This is a genomic window from Citrobacter sp. Cpo126, assembly GCF_030332445.1.
GTDB lineage: Bacteria > Pseudomonadota > Gammaproteobacteria > Enterobacterales > Enterobacteriaceae > Citrobacter > Citrobacter portucalensis.
This window is the reverse complement of record NZ_JAOWHT010000043.1, coordinates 324,882-344,755: the sequence shown is the minus strand read 5'-3', so window position 1 is coordinate 344,755 and position 19,874 is coordinate 324,882. Positions and strand designations below refer to the sequence as shown.

Genomic DNA, 19,874 nt, shown 5'->3' with positions numbered 1-19,874 from the left:
CTCTTTTATCCCCTATCCCCGCGTTTTTCTCACTCTTTCCGCATAGACCGCCAGCGTTTGCTTCAATACGTCTAAGGTCACCGGCTTGGACAGACAGCTATCCATACCTGATTCCAGACAACGCTGCTTCTCTTCGGCCAGCGCGTTTGCCGTTACCCCCACAACAGGCAGCGTTAACCCTAGCTGGCGGATACGCTGCGTCAGGCGATAACCATCCATATTTGGCATGTTGACGTCACTTAGCACGATATCGATATGGTTTTTGCTGAGTACGTTGAGCGCATCCACACCGTCATTCGCCGTTTTACACTGATATCCCAACGATCCCAGCTGATCGGCCAGTAAGCGCCGGTTGATAGGGTGATCGTCAACAACCAGGATCATCATGTCATCGTTCGTCGCACCGGCTTTATCCGGGGCTGGCAACGCCGTGGAGAGATCTTCACTCCCCAGCTCTACACTGTAGATATGCGCCAACAGCGCAGGCAGTTCGTGCGGTGACGCCACGCTGTGTACCCATTCTCCAGGCTCTCTTTCCAGCGGAATGCCAATATGGCGGCGGCAGAAAATTACCGCTGCCCGTCCCTGCCAGGCCTGTTCCAGCACATCGTCGGCCACCAGCAGGTCATCCGCATCGGGCTGTTGTCCCTCATATCGCAGCACCGTCATCCCGTTACGCGTCAGGCTGGATTCGAGAAATTGGTACAGTGACGCATTGCGTACTGCCAGCCAGCAACGCGTGCCAGCCAATCCTTCTACACCCTTTTTCAACGGATACTGTGCGCCATAAAGCGGAATACGCAGCGTAAAATGACTCCCCATTCCCGGCTCGGAATCGACGGAAATATCCCCATCCATCATGCTGATCAGTTTTTCACAAATCGCCAAACCGAGTCCCGTTCCCTGGAAATTACGCTGTACGCCAGTCCCCACCTGGAAGAAAGGATCGAACAACCGAACCACCTCTTTGGCAGGGATCCCTACACCGGTATCACGCACTCGAATGCTCAGGTAGTCGCCGCTGCACTGCACGTGCAGCACAATACAACCGGTATCGGTAAACTTGATTGCGTTACTCAGCAGATTAGAAATCACCTGTTGTAAACGCATCGGATCGCCATTCAGCGCCACGGGCACATCCGGGTCGATAAAGCAGTACAACCCCAACTGCTTGCGGACCACCAGCGGCAAATAGTTAGCCGTAATATGGTTCATGACTTCACGCGGTGAAAACTCTCGCGGCTCAATCTTCAGCTGTTCAGATTCAATTTTTGAGAAGTCGAGAATATCGCTGATAATTTTCAGCAGCAGGCTGGAAGAGTTATTCATCGCCGTTACCAGACGATCCACCCCACTCGGTAACTCTTTGGTTTGCAACAAATCAAGGTTACCGATAATGCCATATAGCGGTGTACGTAGCTCATGGCTCACCGTCGCAAGGAACATCGATTTGGACTGGCTAGCCTGTTCCGCCGCCTGCGCCATCTCCTGCAACGACTCTTCCATTTTAACGCGCGCACTGACATCAACCAGGACACAAATTGCCACGTTTTCATTGCGATAGCGCGAGTGCACAAAGCTGATTTGCAGATTGGTATTGTTGCTGGTTAGTACATCAACAAAATTGACCTGTTGGCCGCAAATAATTTGCGTTAACCGCTGACGGTCTTCATGCGTCAGCATGTTCAGATAGGTGTGCGCCAGTTCGTTACTCAGGATGTTAATCCCATCCATCGTGCGCAGAATACAAATACCCACCGGCGCAGAAGCTACGATTTTACGGTTAAACTGCTCATGTTCTTCCAGCCGCTGAGCATCGCTTTCCGCTGGAATAAAAATGCGCCGTTCATACATGCGCGTGAGCATAAACAATGCCGCGCCAACCAGCACGTTCAACAAGATAGCGTTCAGGATCATCATGCGGATCCGCTCCAGCACCAGATCGACCGGAACGGAGTACACGATGCTCAGGGAGGACGGAGGCAGATTCTTCTTCAACACCAGCTCGCGGAAACCCGGCGTGTAGCCAAACCAGGAGCGTTCCTGCATCCAGTGGGGCTCAGCCTTAATATTCCCTTCAGGGCCAGTGAGAGAAATTAGCGCATGCCCATTTTCGTCGAGGATGGTCACACCCATCGGTAAGCTGCCCGGCGTGAAGAAATTCTCCATGCGAATAGGCTGCTCTACGCCCAACAGCGCCTGGAGGCGATTGGCGAGGTAAACCGGCGTCAGCGCATAGAAATACCCTACTCCCGGACGCGGCCCCTGGCTGATCCAGAACAAGTTGTTGCCGTTTTCATCTTGCGTAGCATTGCGATACTTAATAATGCGCTCATGCAACGCCTTCAGGGCCTCGTCACGTTCGACAGGCATATCACGCAAGCCGAAATTGGCCATACAGAGGTTGTCGCTGCCAATCAGGAACACTCGATTTAAATCATAGGCGGCGGAAAAGTTGTCGCGCCAGTAGCGCATAAACCATGCCAGTGATTCCAGAGAACCTCGCCAGGCGTTGCCCATTACAGAACAGTCGGAGTCGGCAAACAGCGGCTCAAAATTAGGCACGACGGTTTTATCATCTCGCGCCCGCAGCGACATCACACCGTTTTCTGCCGTTAAGCGATTCTCGGCAATATATTTCAGCTCTTTAATGACATCAGATGTGCGCTGAATGTAGCGCTGGGCCTGATCGGAGCTGAGATTAAGTTCCTGATGGATCTCAGACTCTCGCTGGTGCAGCGCATTCACAATGTAGAACACGGAGGTGAACGCAATCAGACACCAGATAACGAGCGCCAACGCTCTGAACAGGTAGCGTGAAACTTTTAGGGTTGAATGAACGGAAGCAAGGTATTTCAAAGGGGCGAAGCTCCGCCTCAGGGCATTAATAGAGTGTGGTTAAGGTAGCGGTAAATGTCTTTTGTCGCAATGCCATTAAAAAAAGGGCCGGATTTCTCCGGCCCTTTTTATAGCGTCTTAATTACTCGTCAGCGTCATCCGCTGCTGCATCATCATCGCTTTCCGCTTCAGGTGCGATATCCTCGTCACCTTCAGCTGCGCTTCCGTCGATGGAATCGAGCTCTTCATCATCAACCGGTTCAGCAACGCGTTGCAGACCCACGACGTTTTCGTCTTCCGCAGTACGGATAAGGATCACACCCTGGGTATTACGCCCTACCACGCTGATTTCCGACACGCGAGTACGTACCAGCGTACCTGCGTCGGTGATCATCATGATCTGGTCGGTATCTTCAACCTGCACTGCGCCAACAACGGAACCGTTGCGCTCGGTAACCTTGATGGAGATAACGCCCTGGGTCGCACGAGACTTGGTCGGATACTCTTCCGCCGCCGTACGTTTACCGTAACCGTTCTGAGTAACGGTCAGGATCGCACCTTCACCGCGCGGAACGATCAGCGATACCACGCTATCTTTTTCCGCCAGCTTGATACCGCGTACACCTGTCGCGGTACGACCCATTGCACGGACAGCATCTTCTTTAAAGCGCACCACTTTACCTGCCGCAGAGAACAACATGACTTCGTCACTGCCGGATGTCAGATCTACACCAATCAGTTCGTCGCCTTCGTTCAGGTTAACCGCAATAATACCGGCAGAACGTGGACGGCTGAACTCGGTCAGCGCCGTTTTCTTCACGGTACCGCTGGCGGTTGCCATGAAGACGTTCACGCCCTCTTCGTACTCACGTACTGGCAGAATTGCGGTAATACGTTCGTTAGCTTCCAGCGGCAGCAGGTTGACGATTGGACGTCCGCGTGCGCCACGGCTTGCTTCCGGCAACTGATAGACCTTCATCCAGTACAAACGACCACGGCTGGAGAAGCAGAGGATCGTGTCATGGGTGTTGGCCACCAGCAGGCGGTCAATAAAGTCTTCTTCTTTAATGCGCGCTGCTGATTTACCTTTACCGCCACGACGCTGCGCTTCGTAATCGGTTAACGGCTGATATTTCACGTAGCCCTGATGAGACAAGGTTACGACAACATCTTCCTGGCTAATCAGATCTTCGATGTTGATGTCAGCGCTGTTCGCGGTGATTTCGGTACGACGAGCGTCACCGAACTGTTCACGAATCAGCTCCATCTCTTCACGGATAACTTCCATCAGACGATCGGCGCTGCCCAGAATGTGCAGCAGTTCAGCGATCTGTTCCAGCAGCTCTTTGTATTCGTCGAGCAGTTTTTCGTGCTCAAGGCCGGTCAGTTTCTGCAAACGCAGATCCAGAATCGCCTGGGCCTGCTGTTCAGTCAGATAGTACTGACCGTCACGCACGCCAAATTCCGGCTCCAGCCATTCAGGACGCGCGGCGTCATCACCGGCACGTTCCAGCATGGCGGAAACGTTGCCCAGTTCCCACGGACGCGCAACCAGCGCAGCTTTCGCTTCAGCCGGGGTCGGCGCGCGGCGGATCAGTTCGATGATCGGATCGATGTTCGCCAGCGCAATCGCCAGCGCTTCAAGGATGTGCGCACGGTCGCGGGCTTTACGCAGTTCAAAGATAGTACGACGGGTTACGACTTCACGGCGGTGACGTACGAACGCGGCAATAATATCTTTCAGGTTCATGATCTTCGGCTGGCCATGGTGCAATGCAACCATGTTGATACCGAAGGAAACCTGCAGTTGGGTCTGGGAATAGAGGTTGTTCAGAACCACTTCCCCGACCGCATCACGTTTCACTTCAATCACGATGCGCATACCGTCTTTGTCAGACTCGTCACGCAGCGCGCTGATGCCTTCAACGCGTTTGTCTTTTACCAGCTCGGCGATTTTCTCAATCAGGCGCGCTTTGTTTACCTGATACGGAATTTCGTGAACGATGATGGTTTCGCGACCCGTTTTGGCATCCGCTTCGACTTCCGCGCGTGCGCGAATGTACACTTTGCCACGACCGGTACGGTAGGCTTCTTCGATACCACGACGACCGTTGATGATCGCGGCAGTCGGGAAGTCCGGACCCGGAATATGTTCCATCAGCCCTTCAATGCTGATGTCTTCATCGTCAATATATGCCAGACAGCCGTTGATCACTTCGGTCAGGTTGTGCGGCGGAATGTTGGTCGCCATACCTACCGCGATACCGGACGAACCGTTCACCAGCAGGTTAGGAATTTTGGTCGGCATGACGTCAGGAATTTGTTCGGTGCCGTCATAGTTGTCGACGAAATCAACCGTTTCTTTTTCCAGGTCAGCCATCAGCTCATGGGCGATTTTCGACATACGGATTTCCGTATAACGCATCGCCGCTGCGGAGTCGCCATCGACAGAACCAAAGTTACCCTGACCATCTACCAGCATATAGCGCAAGGAGAATGGCTGCGCCATACGAACAATGGTGTCGTAAACGGCGGTATCACCATGAGGGTGGTATTTACCGATTACGTCACCAACGACACGGGCAGATTTTTTATAGGCTTTATTCCAGTCGTTGCCCAATACGTTCATGGCGTAAAGTACGCGACGGTGAACCGGTTTCAGGCCATCTCGGACGTCCGGCAGCGCACGGCCAACAATGACCGACATCGCATAATCCAGATAGGAGCTCTTCAGCTCTTCCTCAATGTTGACCGGTGTAATTTCTCTCGCAAGGTCGCTCATCTAACCGCTATCCCTCTACTGTATCCCGGATTCAAAGGTCGCAAATTATAACACATCCGTGCAGATTCAGGTAAATGGATTCCCCCAGACAGAGGCTTTATTCATCCCGTCAGGCTGATATACTCATTTGCATCGCAAATTTAGGAGTAGAAGCCCCAATGAATGCCGAAAAACCTCCGGTAGCTCACAACGTTGACCATGAAGAAATTGCCAAGTTTGAAGCAGTCGCGTCACGCTGGTGGGATCTTGAGGGTGAATTTAAGCCGCTGCACCGCATTAACCCACTACGTCTGGGCTATATTACTGAGCGCTCAGGCGGCCTGTTTGGTAAAAAGGTACTCGACGTCGGATGCGGCGGCGGTATTCTGGCGGAGAGTATGGCGCGCGAAGGTGCCACCGTCACCGGACTGGACATGGGTTTTGAACCGCTGCAGGTAGCAAAACTGCATGCACTGGAAAGCGGTATCCAGGTAGAGTACGTACAAGAAACCGTCGAAGAGCATGCGGAAAAGCATGCACATCAGTATGACGTTGTCACCTGCATGGAAATGCTGGAGCACGTGCCAGACCCACAGTCAGTGGTCAGAGCTTGCGCCAGGCTGGTCAAACCGGGTGGCGAAGTATTTTTCTCCACGCTTAACCGCAACGGCAAATCCTGGCTGATGGCGGTGGTCGGAGCGGAATATATTCTGCGCATGGTGCCGAAAGGCACGCACGATGTGAAAAAGTTTATTAAGCCTGCTGAATTATTAGAGTGGGTAGACCAGACCGTGCTGAAAGAGCGTCATATGACCGGCCTGCATTACAACCCCATCACCAACACCTTCAAACTTGGCCCGGGCGTTGATGTGAACTATATGGTACATACCACCGCCAAAGTTGATTAACCGCTCCTGTAGGCCGGATAAAGCGTGCAACGCCGCCATCCGGCATGCTTACTGGAACCATGCCTGATGACGTTTCGCTTATCAGGCCTACAAATCCTGTGCCAGATCATAAGAACTTTCCTTGCCTTAGATGAAGAAATCAGCACTCGATCAAATTTTCTATTTTTTTTCTCAATTATTGACATCCCCGCCAGGCCTTATAAGACGCGCACTTAGCGATTATCACCCTTTTGCAACCTCAATTTAACCTCAAAATCAACTCTTGTGCTGAAAAGAATCCCTACTAGAATACTCACCATATAGCGTCTATTTTATCAAACAACCCCTACATATAGTATTTATCCACAGACTTAGTCACAACATGACTCTGTGGATAATATGGGGGATATTTTTTCTTTCACGGACAGGTAAAAAACCACATGAATCAGAGTCTGCTGGTGACAAAGCGTGATGGTAGTACAGAGCGCATCAATCTCGACAAAATCCACCGAGTTCTGGATTGGGCGGCAGAAGGACTGAATAACGTATCGATTTCTCAGGTCGAGCTGCGCTCCCACATTCAGTTTTATGACGGAATCAAGACCTCCGACATCCATGAAACAATCATCAAAGCAGCCGCCGACCTGATCTCCCGCGAAGCGCCGGATTATCAATATCTGGCTGCCCGTCTGGCGATTTTCCATCTGCGTAAAAAAGCGTACGGTGAGTTTGAACCGCCAAAGCTGTTCGACCATGTCGTGAAAATGGTTGAAATGGGCAAATACGACAATCATCTGCTGGAAGACTACACGGAAGAAGAGTTCAAGCAGATGGACTCGTTCATCGTACACGACCGTGATATGACCTTCTCCTACGCTGCGGTGAAGCAGTTGGAAGGTAAATATCTGGTGCAAAACCGTGTTACCGGTGAGATCTATGAAAGCGCACAGTTCCTCTACATTCTGGTAGCGGCTTGCCTGTTCTCTAACTATCCGCGTGAAACACGTCTGCAATATGTAAAACGTTTCTACGACGCCGTTTCTACGTTCAAAATCTCGCTGCCGACGCCAATTATGTCCGGCGTGCGTACCCCAACGCGTCAGTTCAGCTCCTGCGTACTAATCGAGTGCGGCGACAGCCTGGACTCCATCAACGCAACCTCCAGCGCAATTGTGAAATACGTTTCTCAGCGTGCCGGTATCGGCATTAACGCTGGTCGCATCCGTGCGCTGGGTAGCCCGATTCGCGGCGGTGAAGCGTTCCACACCGGCTGTATTCCGTTCTACAAGCATTTCCAGACTGCGGTGAAATCCTGCTCTCAGGGTGGCGTACGCGGTGGTGCAGCCACGCTGTTCTACCCAATGTGGCACCTGGAAGTTGAAAGCCTGCTGGTCCTGAAAAACAACCGTGGCGTCGAAGGCAACCGCGTTCGTCACATGGACTATGGCGTACAGATCAACAAGCTGATGTACACCCGTCTGCTGAAAGGCGGCGACATCACCCTGTTTAGCCCGTCCGACGTCCCGGGTCTGTATGACGCGTTCTTCGCCGATCAGGATGAGTTCGAGCGTCTGTACACCCAATATGAAAACGACGACAGCATCCGCAAACAGCGCGTGAAAGCGGTTGAGCTGTTCTCACTGATGATGCAGGAACGTGCCTCGACCGGTCGTATCTACATTCAGAACGTTGACCACTGCAACACCCATAGCCCGTTTGATCCGGTTGTCGCGCCGGTACGCCAGTCCAACCTGTGCCTGGAAATCGCCCTGCCAACCAAACCGCTTACCGACGTTAACGATGAAAACGGCGAAATTGCACTGTGTACGCTGTCCGCATTTAACCTGGGCGCTATCGAAAGTCTGGACGAACTGGAAGAGCTGGCTGTACTGGCGGTACGTGCGCTGGATGCGCTGCTCGATTACCAGGATTATCCGATTCCGGCCGCCAAACGCGGTGCGATGGGTCGTCGTACGCTGGGTATTGGCGTGATCAACTACGCTTACTGGCTGGCGAAAAACGGTAAACGCTACTCTGACGGCAGCGCCAATAACCTGACTCACAAAACCTTTGAAGCGATTCAATATTACCTGCTGAAGGCTTCTAACGAGCTGGCAAAAGAGCAAGGCGCATGCCCATGGTTTAACGAAACCACCTATGCGAAAGGTATTCTGCCGATTGATACCTATAAAAAAGATCTTGATGCTATCGCTAACGAACCGCTGCATATGGACTGGGAACAGCTGCGTGAATCTATCAAGACTCACGGCCTGCGTAACTCCACGCTGTCAGCCCTGATGCCGTCCGAGACCTCTTCGCAGATCTCCAACGCCACCAACGGCATTGAACCGCCACGCGGTTACGTGAGCATCAAAGCATCGAAAGATGGGATTCTGCGTCAGGTCGTGCCGGACTACGAACACCTGCACGACGCATACGAACTGCTGTGGGAAATGCCAAACAACGACGGCTATCTGCAGCTGGTAGGCATCATGCAGAAATTTATCGATCAGTCGATTTCCGCCAACACCAACTACGATCCGTCGCGCTTCCCGTCCGGAAAAGTACCGATGCAGCAGTTGCTGAAAGACCTGCTCACCGCCTACAAATTTGGTGTCAAAACGCTGTATTATCAGAACACCCGTGACGGTGCGGAAGACTCTCAGGACGATCTGGTACCGTCCATTCAGGACGATGGCTGCGAAAGCGGCGCATGTAAGATTTAATCTTTTGCCGGGTGGCGTAACGCTTACCCGGCCTACAAATTAATTCGCGGTATTGTAGGCCGGATAAGCAAAGCGCATCCGGCAGTACATTCCAGACAGGATTCACATCAATGGCATACACCACTTTTTCACAGACGAAAAATGATCAGCTTCTGGAACCGATGTTCTTCGGCCAGCCGGTGAACGTCGCCCGCTACGATCAGCAAAAATATGACATCTTTGAAAAACTGATCGAAAAGCAGCTCTCTTTCTTCTGGCGTCCGGAAGAAGTCGATGTTTCTCGCGATCGTATCGACTTCCAGGCATTGCCGGAACATGAAAAACATATCTTCATCAGCAACCTGAAGTATCAGACGCTGCTGGACTCCATTCAGGGACGTAGTCCTAACGTCGCGCTGCTGCCGTTAATCTCGATCCCTGAACTGGAAACCTGGGTGGAAACGTGGGCGTTTTCTGAAACGATCCACTCCCGCTCTTACACCCACATCATCCGTAATATTGTTAACGATCCGGCGGTGGTGTTTGACGATATCGTCACCAACGAGCAAATCCAGAAACGCGCAGAAGGCATCTCCAGCTACTACGACGAATTGATCGAGATGACCAGCTACTGGCATTTGCTCGGTGAAGGTACGCATACCGTTAATGGTAAAACGGTTGTCGTAAACCTGCGTGAGCTGAAGAAGAAGCTGTATCTGTGCCTGATGAGCGTGAACGCGCTGGAAGCGATCCGCTTTTATGTCAGCTTCGCCTGCTCTTTCGCCTTCGCCGAACGTGAACTGATGGAAGGCAACGCGAAAATTATTCGTCTGATCGCCCGCGACGAAGCCCTGCACCTGACCGGTACTCAGCATATGCTGAACCTGCTGCGCAGCGGCGTGGACGATCCGGAGATGGCGGAAATTGCCGAAGAGTGCAAACAAGAGTGCTACGACCTGTTCGTACAGGCCGCGCTGCAGGAAAAAGAGTGGGCGGACTATCTGTTCCGTGATGGCTCAATGATTGGCCTGAACAAAGACATTCTGTGCCAGTACGTTGAGTACATCACCAACATCCGTATGCAGGCTGTTGGACTCGATCTGCCATTCCAGACACGTTCTAACCCGATCCCTTGGATCAATACCTGGCTGGTGTCTGACAACGTCCAGGTTGCGCCGCAAGAAGTGGAAGTCAGCTCTTATCTGGTCGGCCAGATCGATGCCGAAGTCGATACTGACGATCTGAGTAACTTCCAGCTCTGATGGGCCGCGTGACTCTGCGCATCTCTGGCACGCAGTTGCTGTGCCAGGATGAACACCCTTCCCTGCTTGCCGCGCTCGAGTCGCACGATGTTGAAGTCGAATATCAGTGTCGTGAAGGCTACTGCGGCTCCTGCCGTACCCGCCTGGTGGCGGGACAGGTTGACTGGATTGCAGAACCGCTGGCCTTCATTCAGCCCGGTGAAATATTACCGTGCTGTTGCCGGGCAAAAGGCGATATTGAAATAGAGTTATAGTGTTTAGTGAACTTCATGCGCGGAGACCAGTACCACGTCTCCGCGTTTTTTCATCTGCATGATATACAGCGCCCCGGCCAGTACCACCAGCAGCGCACCCACCAGATAAATCGCCCGATATCCCACACCCTCGACCATCATCCCCATGATAAACGCGCCGATTGCCATTCCTGCATCCATCGCATTGAAAAACAGCGAATTGGCGATACCAATTTTATGGGGTTCCACCGAACTAATAATTTGTGTCTGAAATACGGGTGTGACCGAACCATAACCGATGCCAATTAATCCACCGGAAATAATCATCATAATGCTGCCGTTAGTATAGCCAAGCGCCACCAGCCCGACGGTGAAAGCCAGCAAACACGGATAGACCACGTATTTCGGCCCTTTTTTATCACAAACATTGCCGGTAAAGGTTCGACAGATCATCAGGCAAATGGCATAACACAACAGGAAATTACTGGCGGCGGCCATCAGATCGAGCTCGCGCGCATACAGTGCGAGAAAAGCGGAAACGCCCGCGTAGGAAAAGGTCATGAAAAACGTCACCATCGCGAAAGGCAGTGCGGCGCGATCAAACATAGCAGCAAATCCCAGCTTCGGTTTTGAGCCGTCAGCATGACGGATAACCGGCGGTACGGCGACAATCAATGACAGGATAATACCCAGTACGGCAACCGCGCTACACAGCCAGAATGCAGTGGTAAAAGCTTCCCAGCGAGCCATGTTCAGCCCTACCCACGGCCCCACAACCATTGCCAGTCCCATGGCTAACGAGAAAAAACTGATGCCCTCCCCACGTCGGGAGGCCGGTATCAACCGCGCGGAAATCGTTCCTTTTACCGTGGTAATAACGCCAAACGTTACACCATGAAGCACCCGAATCAACAGCAGTGATTCAATTGAGTGGCAAACAGGATACAGCGCAGTGACCACCAAAAAGGCCAGAGAAGAGAGCACCAGAATTGTTTTATTCGAATATTTTCCTACCCATTGTCCCGCAAACGGGCGCACAACAATTGCGGCCCCCAAAAAGAAGGTGACTAATAATCCGGCCTTATCTGGAGTGGCATGCAGGCGATCCGAAATATAGATCGGCAACAGCGTGAGCAGGACATAAAAAACAAAAAATATAATAAAGCTGATTATCGTTATTGCCCAAAAATCTTTCGTCCACAGTTTTTCTTTCATATTCGACAACCTGTCCAGACGGCGCACGCAGGCAACGCTCAGCTCAACTGAACTACGGACAGGTGCGTCGAAGTGTGATTTTACGGTAGACCGCAAGTATAAACAGGTCCATTATATTAGAGAAATTAATAGTTTTAATATTATTGATTAGAGAGAGCTAATGACATTAACCCAGATCCACGCCCTGCTTGCCGTACTTGAGTACGGTGGTTTTACCGAAGCCAGCAAGCGGCTGTACATGACCCAATCCGCCGTTAGCCAGGCAATTTCAGCGCTAGAGGAAGAACTAGGGGTTGATATTCTTATCCGCGAACGCCGCAAAGACATTCAACTTAGTCCGGCCGGGAGTCGGATCGTTTCACACCTGCGGACGATCGTGTCTGAAACCAACGCGGTGAAAGAGATTGCCGAGCAAGAGCGACAAAACCCGGCCAGAACCCTGCGAATCGGCTGCTTTCCCAGCGCCTGTGCCTGTATTTTGCCCGGTATCATCCACCACTTCGAGCAGCACCACCCGCATATCAAAATTATCCCTTATGAAGAAAACAGCACGGCAATCGTTGATTCCCTGCGCAGTGGGGATATCGATGCGGGATTTGTACATTTCCCGGTAAATGGCATGTACTGCGTACCGGTGTATCGCGACAAATTTACCGTTGTAGTTCCTGAAAGCCATCCGCTGGCGGCCAATAGAACGATTTCAGTGGAACAACTGGTTGGAGAACCGCTCATTATCAGCAAAGGTCGCTATGAATTAAGCATCATGGCGCTATTTAAAGAGAAGGGAATTGAACCGGTCATTAAATACGAGTTTAACCATCCGGATACCGCGATGAGCTTTATTCGTCAGGGGCTGGGTATAGCGTTATTACCGGAATTAACGCTGAAGGCGGTTGGTGGGAAAGTACGCTCAGTCCCGCTGGAACCGACGTTCTATCGACAGATATCCTTACTGGCAAAAGAGCCGCCGGTGGACGGCAGCCCTTTATTTCTCCTGCAGGCATGTATGGAAACGTTGACAGCAGACGGCCTTATCTAGCAGTTAAAACGTTTCATCCATTAAGGCCTGTGACCGGAGGTGCATCACAGGCCTTACGCCATCACTCTTTATTCAAGAATTTCACTGCTTTGTCGGGGAAGTCGGTGAACAGCCCGTCCACGCCCGCCTTGTTATAAAGAATGTCATACAGCTGGTTTACGTCAGTGGTGTAATCCGGCAGTTGATCGGCGCGAACGGTATAAGGATGCACAACCATCTTATTCTGATGTGCGTCCTGCACCATGCCAGTTAACGAGATATTGCCCTTCTTCGACTTCTCATCAATCAGCATGTGATAGTCCGGCCCAATGCCGTCCGCATACTGCGCAACCTGCTTCATGGCACCCGGTTTAAACATCCAGTCGTAGTTGTAATTAATCCAACTACCGTCCGGCTTTTTCTCCTGGGTTTCATTCCAGTCAGTGTACGCAATCAACTGTACCAGATTGAGATCCATCCCCATCTTCGGTTCCAGTTCATTTTTAATGCGCTTCAACTCTGCAACATCAAAACACTGTAGATAGACCTTGTCGTTCTTGTCGGTATACCCGTACTTTTTCAGTACTTCCAGCGTTTTAGCCGCAATGTCCTTCCCTTCCTGGTGATGGAACCACGGCGCTTTCATTTCCGGGTAAATACCGATGTTTTTACCGGTGGAATGATTTAATCCCTGAACAAACTCAATCTCTTCTTCGAACGTGTGCACGCGGAAATCAGATTTACCCATCGGGAAGCGCCCTGGGTAGGTCTGGACCTTTTTGCCATTTTCGATATCGAAGCCTTCGGTGAATTTCAGCGATTTAATTTCATCCAGCGTAAAGTCGATGGCGTAGTAACGCCCATCTTTACGCGCACGATCCGGAAAACGCTCGGCAACATCGGTGACGCGGTCAAGATAGTGGTCATGCAGGACGACCAGATGGTCATCCTTGGTCATAACCAAATCCTGCTCCAGATAATCCGCCCCCTGGGCATAGGCCATCGCCTTTGCTGGCAGCGTATGCTCCGGCAGATAACCGCTGGCGCCACGATGCGCAATCACGATTTTATCTGCGGCAACCGCCGCGCTGCTGACCACCATACCTGTGAGCATCAGCGCCACGCTGAGACTTTTCAATGTGGTTTTCATCTATTAGCCCCCGTTACGCTTCAGTTCCATCTCTTCGTGATGGCGTTTTTCACCAATCATGACGACTACCAGCAGAATAACCGCCAGCACGCTACCGCCAATCATCACCATAAAGCCGCCGTCCCAACCGAAGAAGTCAACGGTGTAGCCAACAATGGCGCTCGCGGCCACAGAACCGCCGAGATAACCGAACAGACCGGTAAAGCCAGCCGCCGTTCCCGCCGCTTTTTTCGGTGCCAGTTCCAGCGCGTGCAGACCAATCAACATTACCGGGCCGTAGATCAGGAAGCCGATGATGATCATACAAGCCATATCCACGTTCGGGTTGCCTGCCGGGTTCATCCAGTAAACGATGGTCGCAATAGTTACCAGCGTCATAAAGAACACGCCGGTAGCGCCACGGTTACCACGGAAGACTTTATCCGACATCCAGCCGCACAGCAGCGTGCCCGGAATACCCGCATACTCATACAGGAAGTAGGCCCAGGATGATTTGTCCAGTGCGAAATGCTTCACTTCTTTCAGGTAGGTTGGTGACCAGTCCAGGATGCCGTAGCGCAGCAGATAAACAAACACGTTGGCGATAGCGATGTACCACAACAGTTTGTTCGGCAGTACGTACTGCATGAAGATCTGCTTCGCAGTCAGCTCTTCTTCCGCTTTCTCGGTGTAATCGTCCGGATAGTCGTTCTTATACTCTTCGATAGGCGGCAGACCACAGGACTGCGGTGTATCACGCATCAGGGCAAAAGCAATCAGCGCGACGACGATCGCACCGAAAGCAGGCATATACAGCGCCGCTTTCCAGTCATTGAACCAGGCCATACCCAGCAGGAACAACAGCGGAGGCAGACCGCCACCCACGTTATGCGCACAGTTCCAGACGGAAACAATGCCTCCACGCTCTTTCTGCGACCACCAGTGCACCATGGTACGGCCACACGGCGGCCAGCCCATCCCCTGGAACCATCCGCAGAGGAACAGCAGCACAAACATAATAGCAATGCTCGATGTCGCCCACGGCACAAAGCCCATGAACAACATCACAGCGGCGGCCAGTATCAGACCGGCTGGCAGGAAAACGCGCGGATTCGAGCGATCCGAAATGGACCCCATGATGAATTTCGAAAATCCGTAAGCAATGGAGATACCGGACAACGCAAAACCCAGATCGCCACGCGAGAAACCTTGTTCAACCAGATACGGCATCGCAAGGGCAAAGTTCTTACGTACCAGATAGTACGCGGCATAACCAAAGAAAATCCCCAGAAAAATCTGCCAACGTAATCGACGATATGTCGGGTCGATCTCCGCTGCAGGTAAACGCGCCGTGTGTGACGCTGGTTTAAAAATGCTCAACATAGTGTAGCCTCCGTGGCCGTCTTTCATTCGAAGTAAACACTGCAGTTCGTCATTACTACCCTACCGCTCCCAGTGTGGCCGCGATGTTAAGGAAAGATACATAACAAAAATGTGAAACGCAGCACATATTGTTACAGATTTATGACAAATGTTCATAAAGGCGCACGAAATCACGTTTCATTTTCGAATAATGAGCGATTATGCGCGAAATCAAACAATCCATGTTTTTTATGTGGCTAAATGATAAAAAACGAACTGTGAGGAAAAACAATGAAAACTCGCGACTCGCAAGCAAGTGACGTGATTATCATTGGTGGAGGAGCAACAGGTGCAGGGATCGCACGTGACTGTGCGCTGCGCGGGTTGCGCGTCATCTTAGTGGAACGCCACGATATCGCCACAGGTGCGACCGGACGCAACCACGGCCTGCTGCACAGCGGTGCACGCTACGCCGTCACCGACGCTGAATCTGCCCGTGAGTGCATCAGCGAAAACCAAATTCTGAAACGTATCGCCCGTCATTGCGTTGAGCCAACGGACGGTCTGTTTATTACTCTGCCGGAGGATGAGCTTTCCTTCCAGGCCACCTTTATTCGCGCCTGTGAAGCGGCGGGGATTCGCGCAGAAGCGATTGACCCTCAGCAGGCACGTATTATCGAACCTTCTGTGAATCCACAGCTGATTGGTGCAGTAAAAGTACCAGACGGCACGGTCGATCCTTTCCGCTTAACAGCAGCTAACATGCTGGATGCGCGTGAGCATGGCGCGGTTATCTTAACGGCGCATGAAGTGACGGGACTGATCCGCGAAGGCGCAACGGTTTGCGGCGTTAACGTGCGCAATCATCTGACAGGCGAAATACAGTCCCTGCATGCACCGGTTGTCGTCAACGCCGCTGGGATCTGGGGTCAACGCATTGCGGAATATGCCGATCTGAGCATCCGTATGTTCCCGGCCAAAGGTTCGTTGCTGATTATGGATCATCGCATTAACCAGCATGTCATTAACCGCTGCCGTAAGCCCTCTGACGCCGATATTCTGGTGCCTGGCGATACCATTTCACTGATCGGTACCACCTCACAGCACATTGATTACGACGATATCGACAGCAACCGCGTCACCGCAGAAGAGGTCGATATTCTGCTGCGTGAAGGCGAGAAGCTGGCGCCGATTATGGCGAAAACGCGCATTTTACGCGCCTATTCTGGCGTACGCCCGCTGGTGGCTAGCGACGACGACCCAAGCGGTCGTAACGTCAGCCGTGGGATTGTACTGTTTGATCACGCTGAACGTGACGGACTGGAAGGGTTTATCACCATTACCGGCGGCAAACTGATGACCTACCGCCTGATGGCGGAATGGGCCACCGATGCCGTTTGCCGTAAGCTGGGCAATACCCAGCCTTGCACAACGGCAGACACCGCGCTGCCTGGCTCACAGGAATCTACCGAGCATACGCTTAAACGCGTGATCTCATTGCCAGCTCCACTGCGCGGCTCGGCGGTCTACCGTCACGGCGATCGCACCCCTGCGTGGCTTAGCGAAGGCCGCCAGCACCGCAGTCTGGTCTGTGAATGCGAAGCAGTCACCGCAGGCGAAGTGCAATACGCCGTCGAGAATTTAACCGTCAACAGCCTGCTCGATTTGCGTCGCCGTACCCGTGTTGGAATGGGGACCTGCCAGGGCGAATTGTGTGCCTGTCGCGCCGCAGGTTTGCTGCAACGTTTCAATGTCACTACCGCAGCGCAGTCCATTACCCAGCTTTCCGACTTCCTCAACGAACGCTGGAAAGGCGTGCAGCCTATCGCCTGGGGAGATGCGCTGCGCGAAAGCGAATTCACGCGCTGGGTTTATCAAGGGTTGTGTGGTCTGGAAAAGGAGCACCAGGATGAAATTTGATACCGTCATTATCGGCGGCGGCCTCGCCGGACTGCTATGTGGCCTGCAACTGCAAAAAAGCGGACTGCGCTGCACGATTGTTACCCGCGGCCAAAGCGCCCTGCATTTTTCCTCCGGCTCACTGGATTTGCTCAGCAGCTTACCCGATGGTCAGCCGGTGACGGATATAGAAGCGGGTTTGAATGCGCTGCGCACTCAGGCACCCGCACATCCGTATAGCACCATCGGAACGCAGAACGTTCTGGAACTGGCCCAACAGGCGCAAAATTTACTGGAAGAATGCGGAACGCATTTGCAGGGCAAAGTGCATCAGGCACATCAACGTGTTACCCCGCTGGGCACCCTGCGCTCAACCTGGTTAAGTTCCCCGGAAGTGCCGGTCTGGCCGCTGTCCGCGCAGCGTATCTGCGTTGTAGGGATTAGCGGGTTACTGGATTTTCAGGCGCATCTCGCCGCGGCGTCATTACGCCAACGCAATCTCAGCGTCGAGACGGCAGAAATCGAGCTACCGGAGCTGGATGTCCTGCGTGATAACCCAACCGAGTTTCGTGCCGTTAATATTGCGCGCCTGCTGGATAACGAAGATAAATGGTCGCTGCTCTATGACGCATTGCTGCCAATGGCAAAAACCTGCGACATGATAATCATGCCGGCATGCTTTGGTCTGGCCGATGAGCGGCTCTGGCAGTGGCTTAACGAGCGCCTCCCCTGCTCGCTGACACTGTTACCGACCCTACCACCTTCGGTACTGGGCATGCGTTTGCACAACAAATTACAGCGCCAGTTTGTGCGCCAGGGCGGTGTGTGGATGCCGGGTGATGAAGTGAAAAAAATCACCTGTCAGGATGGCGTGGTCAGCGAAATCTGGACCCGAAATCATGCCGATATCCCCTTGCGGCCACGTTTCGCCGTGCTCGCCAGCGGCAGTTTCTTCAGCAGCGGGCTGGTCGCCACGCGTGAGGCAATCCACGAACCAATCCTGGGACTGGATGTACAGCAAACAGCTACCCGCGCCGAGTGGTATCAGCGTGATGTTTTCAATCCACAACCGTGGCAACAGTTTGGCGTAACAACCGATACCGCATTGCGTCCATCACTGGCGGGAAAAACGATAGAGAACATGTATGCCATCGGTTCCGTCCTCGGCGGATTCGACCCTATCGCCCAGGGTTGCGGAGGCGGCGTGTGCGCAGTTAGCGCCTTACATGCCGCGCATCATATTGCGAAACGTGCAGGAGGACAGCAATGAGCGACACACGTTTTGAAAGTTGTATCAAATGTACGGTGTGCACCACCGCCTGCCCGGTAAGCCGCGTCAATCCGAGCTACCCGGGCCCTAAGCAGGCCGGCCCGGACGGTGAACGTCTGCGCCTGAAAGATGGCGCGCTATATGACGACGCGCTGAAATACTGCATCAACTGTAAACGCTGCGAAGTGGCCTGTCCGTCAGACGTGAAAATCGGCGATATCATCCAGCGCGCGCGCGCCAAATACGACACGACGCGCCCATCGTTGCGTAACTTTGTCTTAAGTCATACCGATTTAATGGGCAGCGTATCCACCCCCTTCGCCCCAATAGTGAATACCGCCACCTCATTAAAACCGGTGCGTCAGTTGCTGGATTACGCGTTAAAAATCGATCATCGCCGTACGCTGCCGAAGTACTCCTTTGGCACCTTCCGCCGCTGGTATCGCAGCGTTGCCGCACAGCAGGCGCAGTATCAGGAACAGGTCGCCTTTTTCCACGGCTGCTTTGTGAATTACAACCATCCCCAGCTCGGCAAAGACCTGATCAAGGTGTTGAATGCGATGGGTACTGGCGTGCAACTGCTGAGTAAAGAGAAATGCTGTGGCGTGCCGCTGATTGCCAACGGTTTCACCGATAAAGCGCGTAAGCAGGCAGTAAGCAACGTGGCCTCACTCAGGGAGGCGATTGATGGCAAAGGCATTCCGGTGATCGCCACCTCATCAACCTGTACCTTTGCGCTACGTGATGAATATCCGGAAGTGCTGGATGTCGACAACTCAGGCCTGCGTGAACACATTGAACTGGCAACCCGCTGGCTGTGGCGCAAGCTGGATGAAGGTAAAACGCTGCCGCTGAAAACGCTGCCGCTGAAGGTGGTCTATCACACGCCATGTCACATGGAGAAAATGGGCTGGACGCTCTATACGCTGGAGCTACTGCGACAAATTCCAGGGCTGGAGCTGACGGTGCTGGATTCTCAGTGTTGCGGGATTGCCGGGACTTACGGCTTTAAAAAGGAAAACTACCCGACATCACAATCGATTGGCGCACCGTTATTCCGCCAAATTGAAGAAAGCGGCGCTGATATCGTCGTCACCGACTGCGAAACCTGTAAATGGCAGATTGAGATGTCAACAAGCAAACGCTGCGAACATCCTATCACCCTGCTTGCCAAAGCGTTAGGTTAACTCTGTTGCCCGGTGGCGTTTGCTACCGGGCATTTTTGCGTAGCCCGTTCCGCTTAATTGAATACGTTGCAGTCGGACGTATTTATCTCTGATTCACCCACGCAAAGA

General features: G+C 52.7%; 13 protein-coding genes. 8 read left to right on the top strand and 5 right to left on the bottom strand.

Annotated elements, in window-relative coordinates; all coding sequences use genetic code 11:
• Window positions 1-12: 12 nt before the first annotated feature.
• Both rcsC and gyrA read right to left on the bottom strand, forming a co-directional pair.
• A complete protein-coding gene (rcsC, locus tag OGY17_RS22190) occupies window positions 13-2,859 on the bottom strand; it encodes a two-component system sensor histidine kinase RcsC (protein WP_286608354.1) in 2,847 nt (948 codons plus the stop codon).
• A gap of 121 nt (window positions 2,860-2,980) precedes the next feature.
• Window positions 2,981-5,620 (bottom strand): DNA topoisomerase (ATP-hydrolyzing) subunit A, encoded by a 2,640-nt coding sequence (gene gyrA / locus OGY17_RS22185; protein WP_286608352.1) that lies wholly within the window; start codon window positions 5,618-5,620, stop codon window positions 2,981-2,983.
• Between the two features lie 158 nt (window positions 5,621-5,778).
• Between gyrA and ubiG the strand changes: the two genes are divergently transcribed.
• The 4 genes from ubiG (at window position 5,779) to yfaE (ending at window position 10,707) form a co-directional block, all read left to right on the top strand.
• Window positions 5,779-6,507, top strand: a complete 729-nt coding sequence (gene ubiG / locus OGY17_RS22180) for a bifunctional 2-polyprenyl-6-hydroxyphenol methylase/3-demethylubiquinol 3-O-methyltransferase UbiG (protein ID WP_008785314.1) — start codon at window positions 5,779-5,781, stop codon at window positions 6,505-6,507.
• A gap of 419 nt (window positions 6,508-6,926) precedes the next feature.
• Window positions 6,927-9,212, top strand: coding sequence for a class 1a ribonucleoside-diphosphate reductase subunit alpha (nrdA, locus tag OGY17_RS22175; protein ID WP_003834667.1), 2,286 nt, complete (start codon window positions 6,927-6,929; stop codon window positions 9,210-9,212).
• 110 nt (window positions 9,213-9,322) lie between these two features.
• Entirely contained in the window at window positions 9,323-10,453 is a 1,131-nt protein-coding gene (nrdB, locus tag OGY17_RS22170; protein WP_003834668.1) for a class Ia ribonucleoside-diphosphate reductase subunit beta, read from the top strand.
• A complete protein-coding gene (yfaE, locus tag OGY17_RS22165) occupies window positions 10,453-10,707 on the top strand; it encodes a ferredoxin-like diferric-tyrosyl radical cofactor maintenance protein YfaE (protein WP_003027609.1) in 255 nt (84 codons plus the stop codon). The genes nrdB and yfaE overlap by 1 nt, the downstream gene beginning before the upstream one ends.
• 3 nt (window positions 10,708-10,710) lie before the next feature.
• Here the strand turns inward: yfaE and OGY17_RS22160 are convergent, their stop codons facing one another.
• Window positions 10,711-11,901, bottom strand: coding sequence for an MFS transporter (locus OGY17_RS22160; protein ID WP_048234859.1), 1,191 nt, complete (start codon window positions 11,899-11,901; stop codon window positions 10,711-10,713).
• A 160-nt stretch (window positions 11,902-12,061) separates the two neighbouring features.
• Here OGY17_RS22160 and OGY17_RS22155 point away from each other — a divergent pair, with 160 nt between their 5' ends.
• Window positions 12,062-12,940, top strand: a complete 879-nt coding sequence (locus tag OGY17_RS22155) for a LysR family transcriptional regulator (RefSeq protein ID WP_057066394.1) — start codon at window positions 12,062-12,064, stop codon at window positions 12,938-12,940.
• Window positions 12,941-13,001: 61 nt separating this feature from the next.
• Here the strand turns inward: OGY17_RS22155 and glpQ are convergent, their stop codons facing one another.
• Window positions 13,002-14,069, bottom strand: coding sequence for a glycerophosphodiester phosphodiesterase (gene glpQ, locus OGY17_RS22150; RefSeq protein WP_286608350.1), 1,068 nt, complete (start codon window positions 14,067-14,069; stop codon window positions 13,002-13,004).
• Window positions 14,070-14,072: 3 nt separating this feature from the next.
• The gene (glpT, locus tag OGY17_RS22145; protein WP_003834677.1) at window positions 14,073-15,431 is read right to left on the bottom strand and encodes a glycerol-3-phosphate transporter; all 1,359 of its coding nucleotides are present in this window, start codon (window positions 15,429-15,431) and stop codon (window positions 14,073-14,075) included.
• A 270-nt stretch (window positions 15,432-15,701) separates the two neighbouring features.
• Here glpT and glpA point away from each other — a divergent pair, with 270 nt between their 5' ends.
• From glpA to glpC, 3 genes are read left to right on the top strand one after another with little or no spacing between them, the layout of a single operon-like run.
• Window positions 15,702-17,330: an anaerobic glycerol-3-phosphate dehydrogenase subunit A gene (glpA, locus tag OGY17_RS22140; RefSeq protein ID WP_286608348.1), complete on the top strand. Its 1,629-nt coding sequence runs from the start codon at window positions 15,702-15,704 to the stop codon at window positions 17,328-17,330.
• The gene (glpB, locus tag OGY17_RS22135; protein WP_286608346.1) at window positions 17,320-18,579 is read left to right on the top strand and encodes a glycerol-3-phosphate dehydrogenase subunit GlpB; all 1,260 of its coding nucleotides are present in this window, start codon (window positions 17,320-17,322) and stop codon (window positions 18,577-18,579) included. Before glpA ends, glpB begins: the two co-directional genes overlap by 11 nt.
• Complete coding sequence (gene glpC / locus OGY17_RS22130) at window positions 18,576-19,766, top strand: anaerobic glycerol-3-phosphate dehydrogenase subunit GlpC (protein ID WP_204558315.1); 1,191 nt, start codon at window positions 18,576-18,578, stop codon at window positions 19,764-19,766. Before glpB ends, glpC begins: the two co-directional genes overlap by 4 nt.
• Window positions 19,767-19,874: the final 108 nt, after the last annotated feature.

Excerpts from the sequence above, each read along its gene's own strand:
- gyrA (WP_286608352.1), bottom strand. The coding sequence starts at position 5,620 with ATGAGCGACCTTGCGAGAGAAATTACACCGGTCAACATTGAGGAAGAG.
- ubiG (WP_008785314.1), top strand. The coding sequence starts at position 5,779 with ATGAATGCCGAAAAACCTCCGGTAGCTCACAACGTTGACCATGAAGAA.
- nrdA (WP_003834667.1), top strand. The coding sequence starts at position 6,927 with ATGAATCAGAGTCTGCTGGTGACAAAGCGTGATGGTAGTACAGAGCGC.
- nrdB (WP_003834668.1), top strand. The coding sequence starts at position 9,323 with ATGGCATACACCACTTTTTCACAGACGAAAAATGATCAGCTTCTGGAA.
- yfaE (WP_003027609.1), top strand. The coding sequence starts at position 10,453 with ATGGGCCGCGTGACTCTGCGCATCTCTGGCACGCAGTTGCTGTGCCAG.
- OGY17_RS22160 (WP_048234859.1), bottom strand. The coding sequence starts at position 11,901 with ATGAAAGAAAAACTGTGGACGAAAGATTTTTGGGCAATAACGATAATC.
- OGY17_RS22155 (WP_057066394.1), top strand. The coding sequence starts at position 12,062 with ATGACATTAACCCAGATCCACGCCCTGCTTGCCGTACTTGAGTACGGT.
- glpQ (WP_286608350.1), bottom strand. The coding sequence starts at position 14,069 with ATGAAAACCACATTGAAAAGTCTCAGCGTGGCGCTGATGCTCACAGGT.
- glpT (WP_003834677.1), bottom strand. The coding sequence starts at position 15,431 with ATGTTGAGCATTTTTAAACCAGCGTCACACACGGCGCGTTTACCTGCA.
- glpA (WP_286608348.1), top strand. The coding sequence starts at position 15,702 with ATGAAAACTCGCGACTCGCAAGCAAGTGACGTGATTATCATTGGTGGA.
- glpB (WP_286608346.1), top strand. The coding sequence starts at position 17,320 with ATGAAATTTGATACCGTCATTATCGGCGGCGGCCTCGCCGGACTGCTA.
- glpC (WP_204558315.1), top strand. The coding sequence starts at position 18,576 with ATGAGCGACACACGTTTTGAAAGTTGTATCAAATGTACGGTGTGCACC.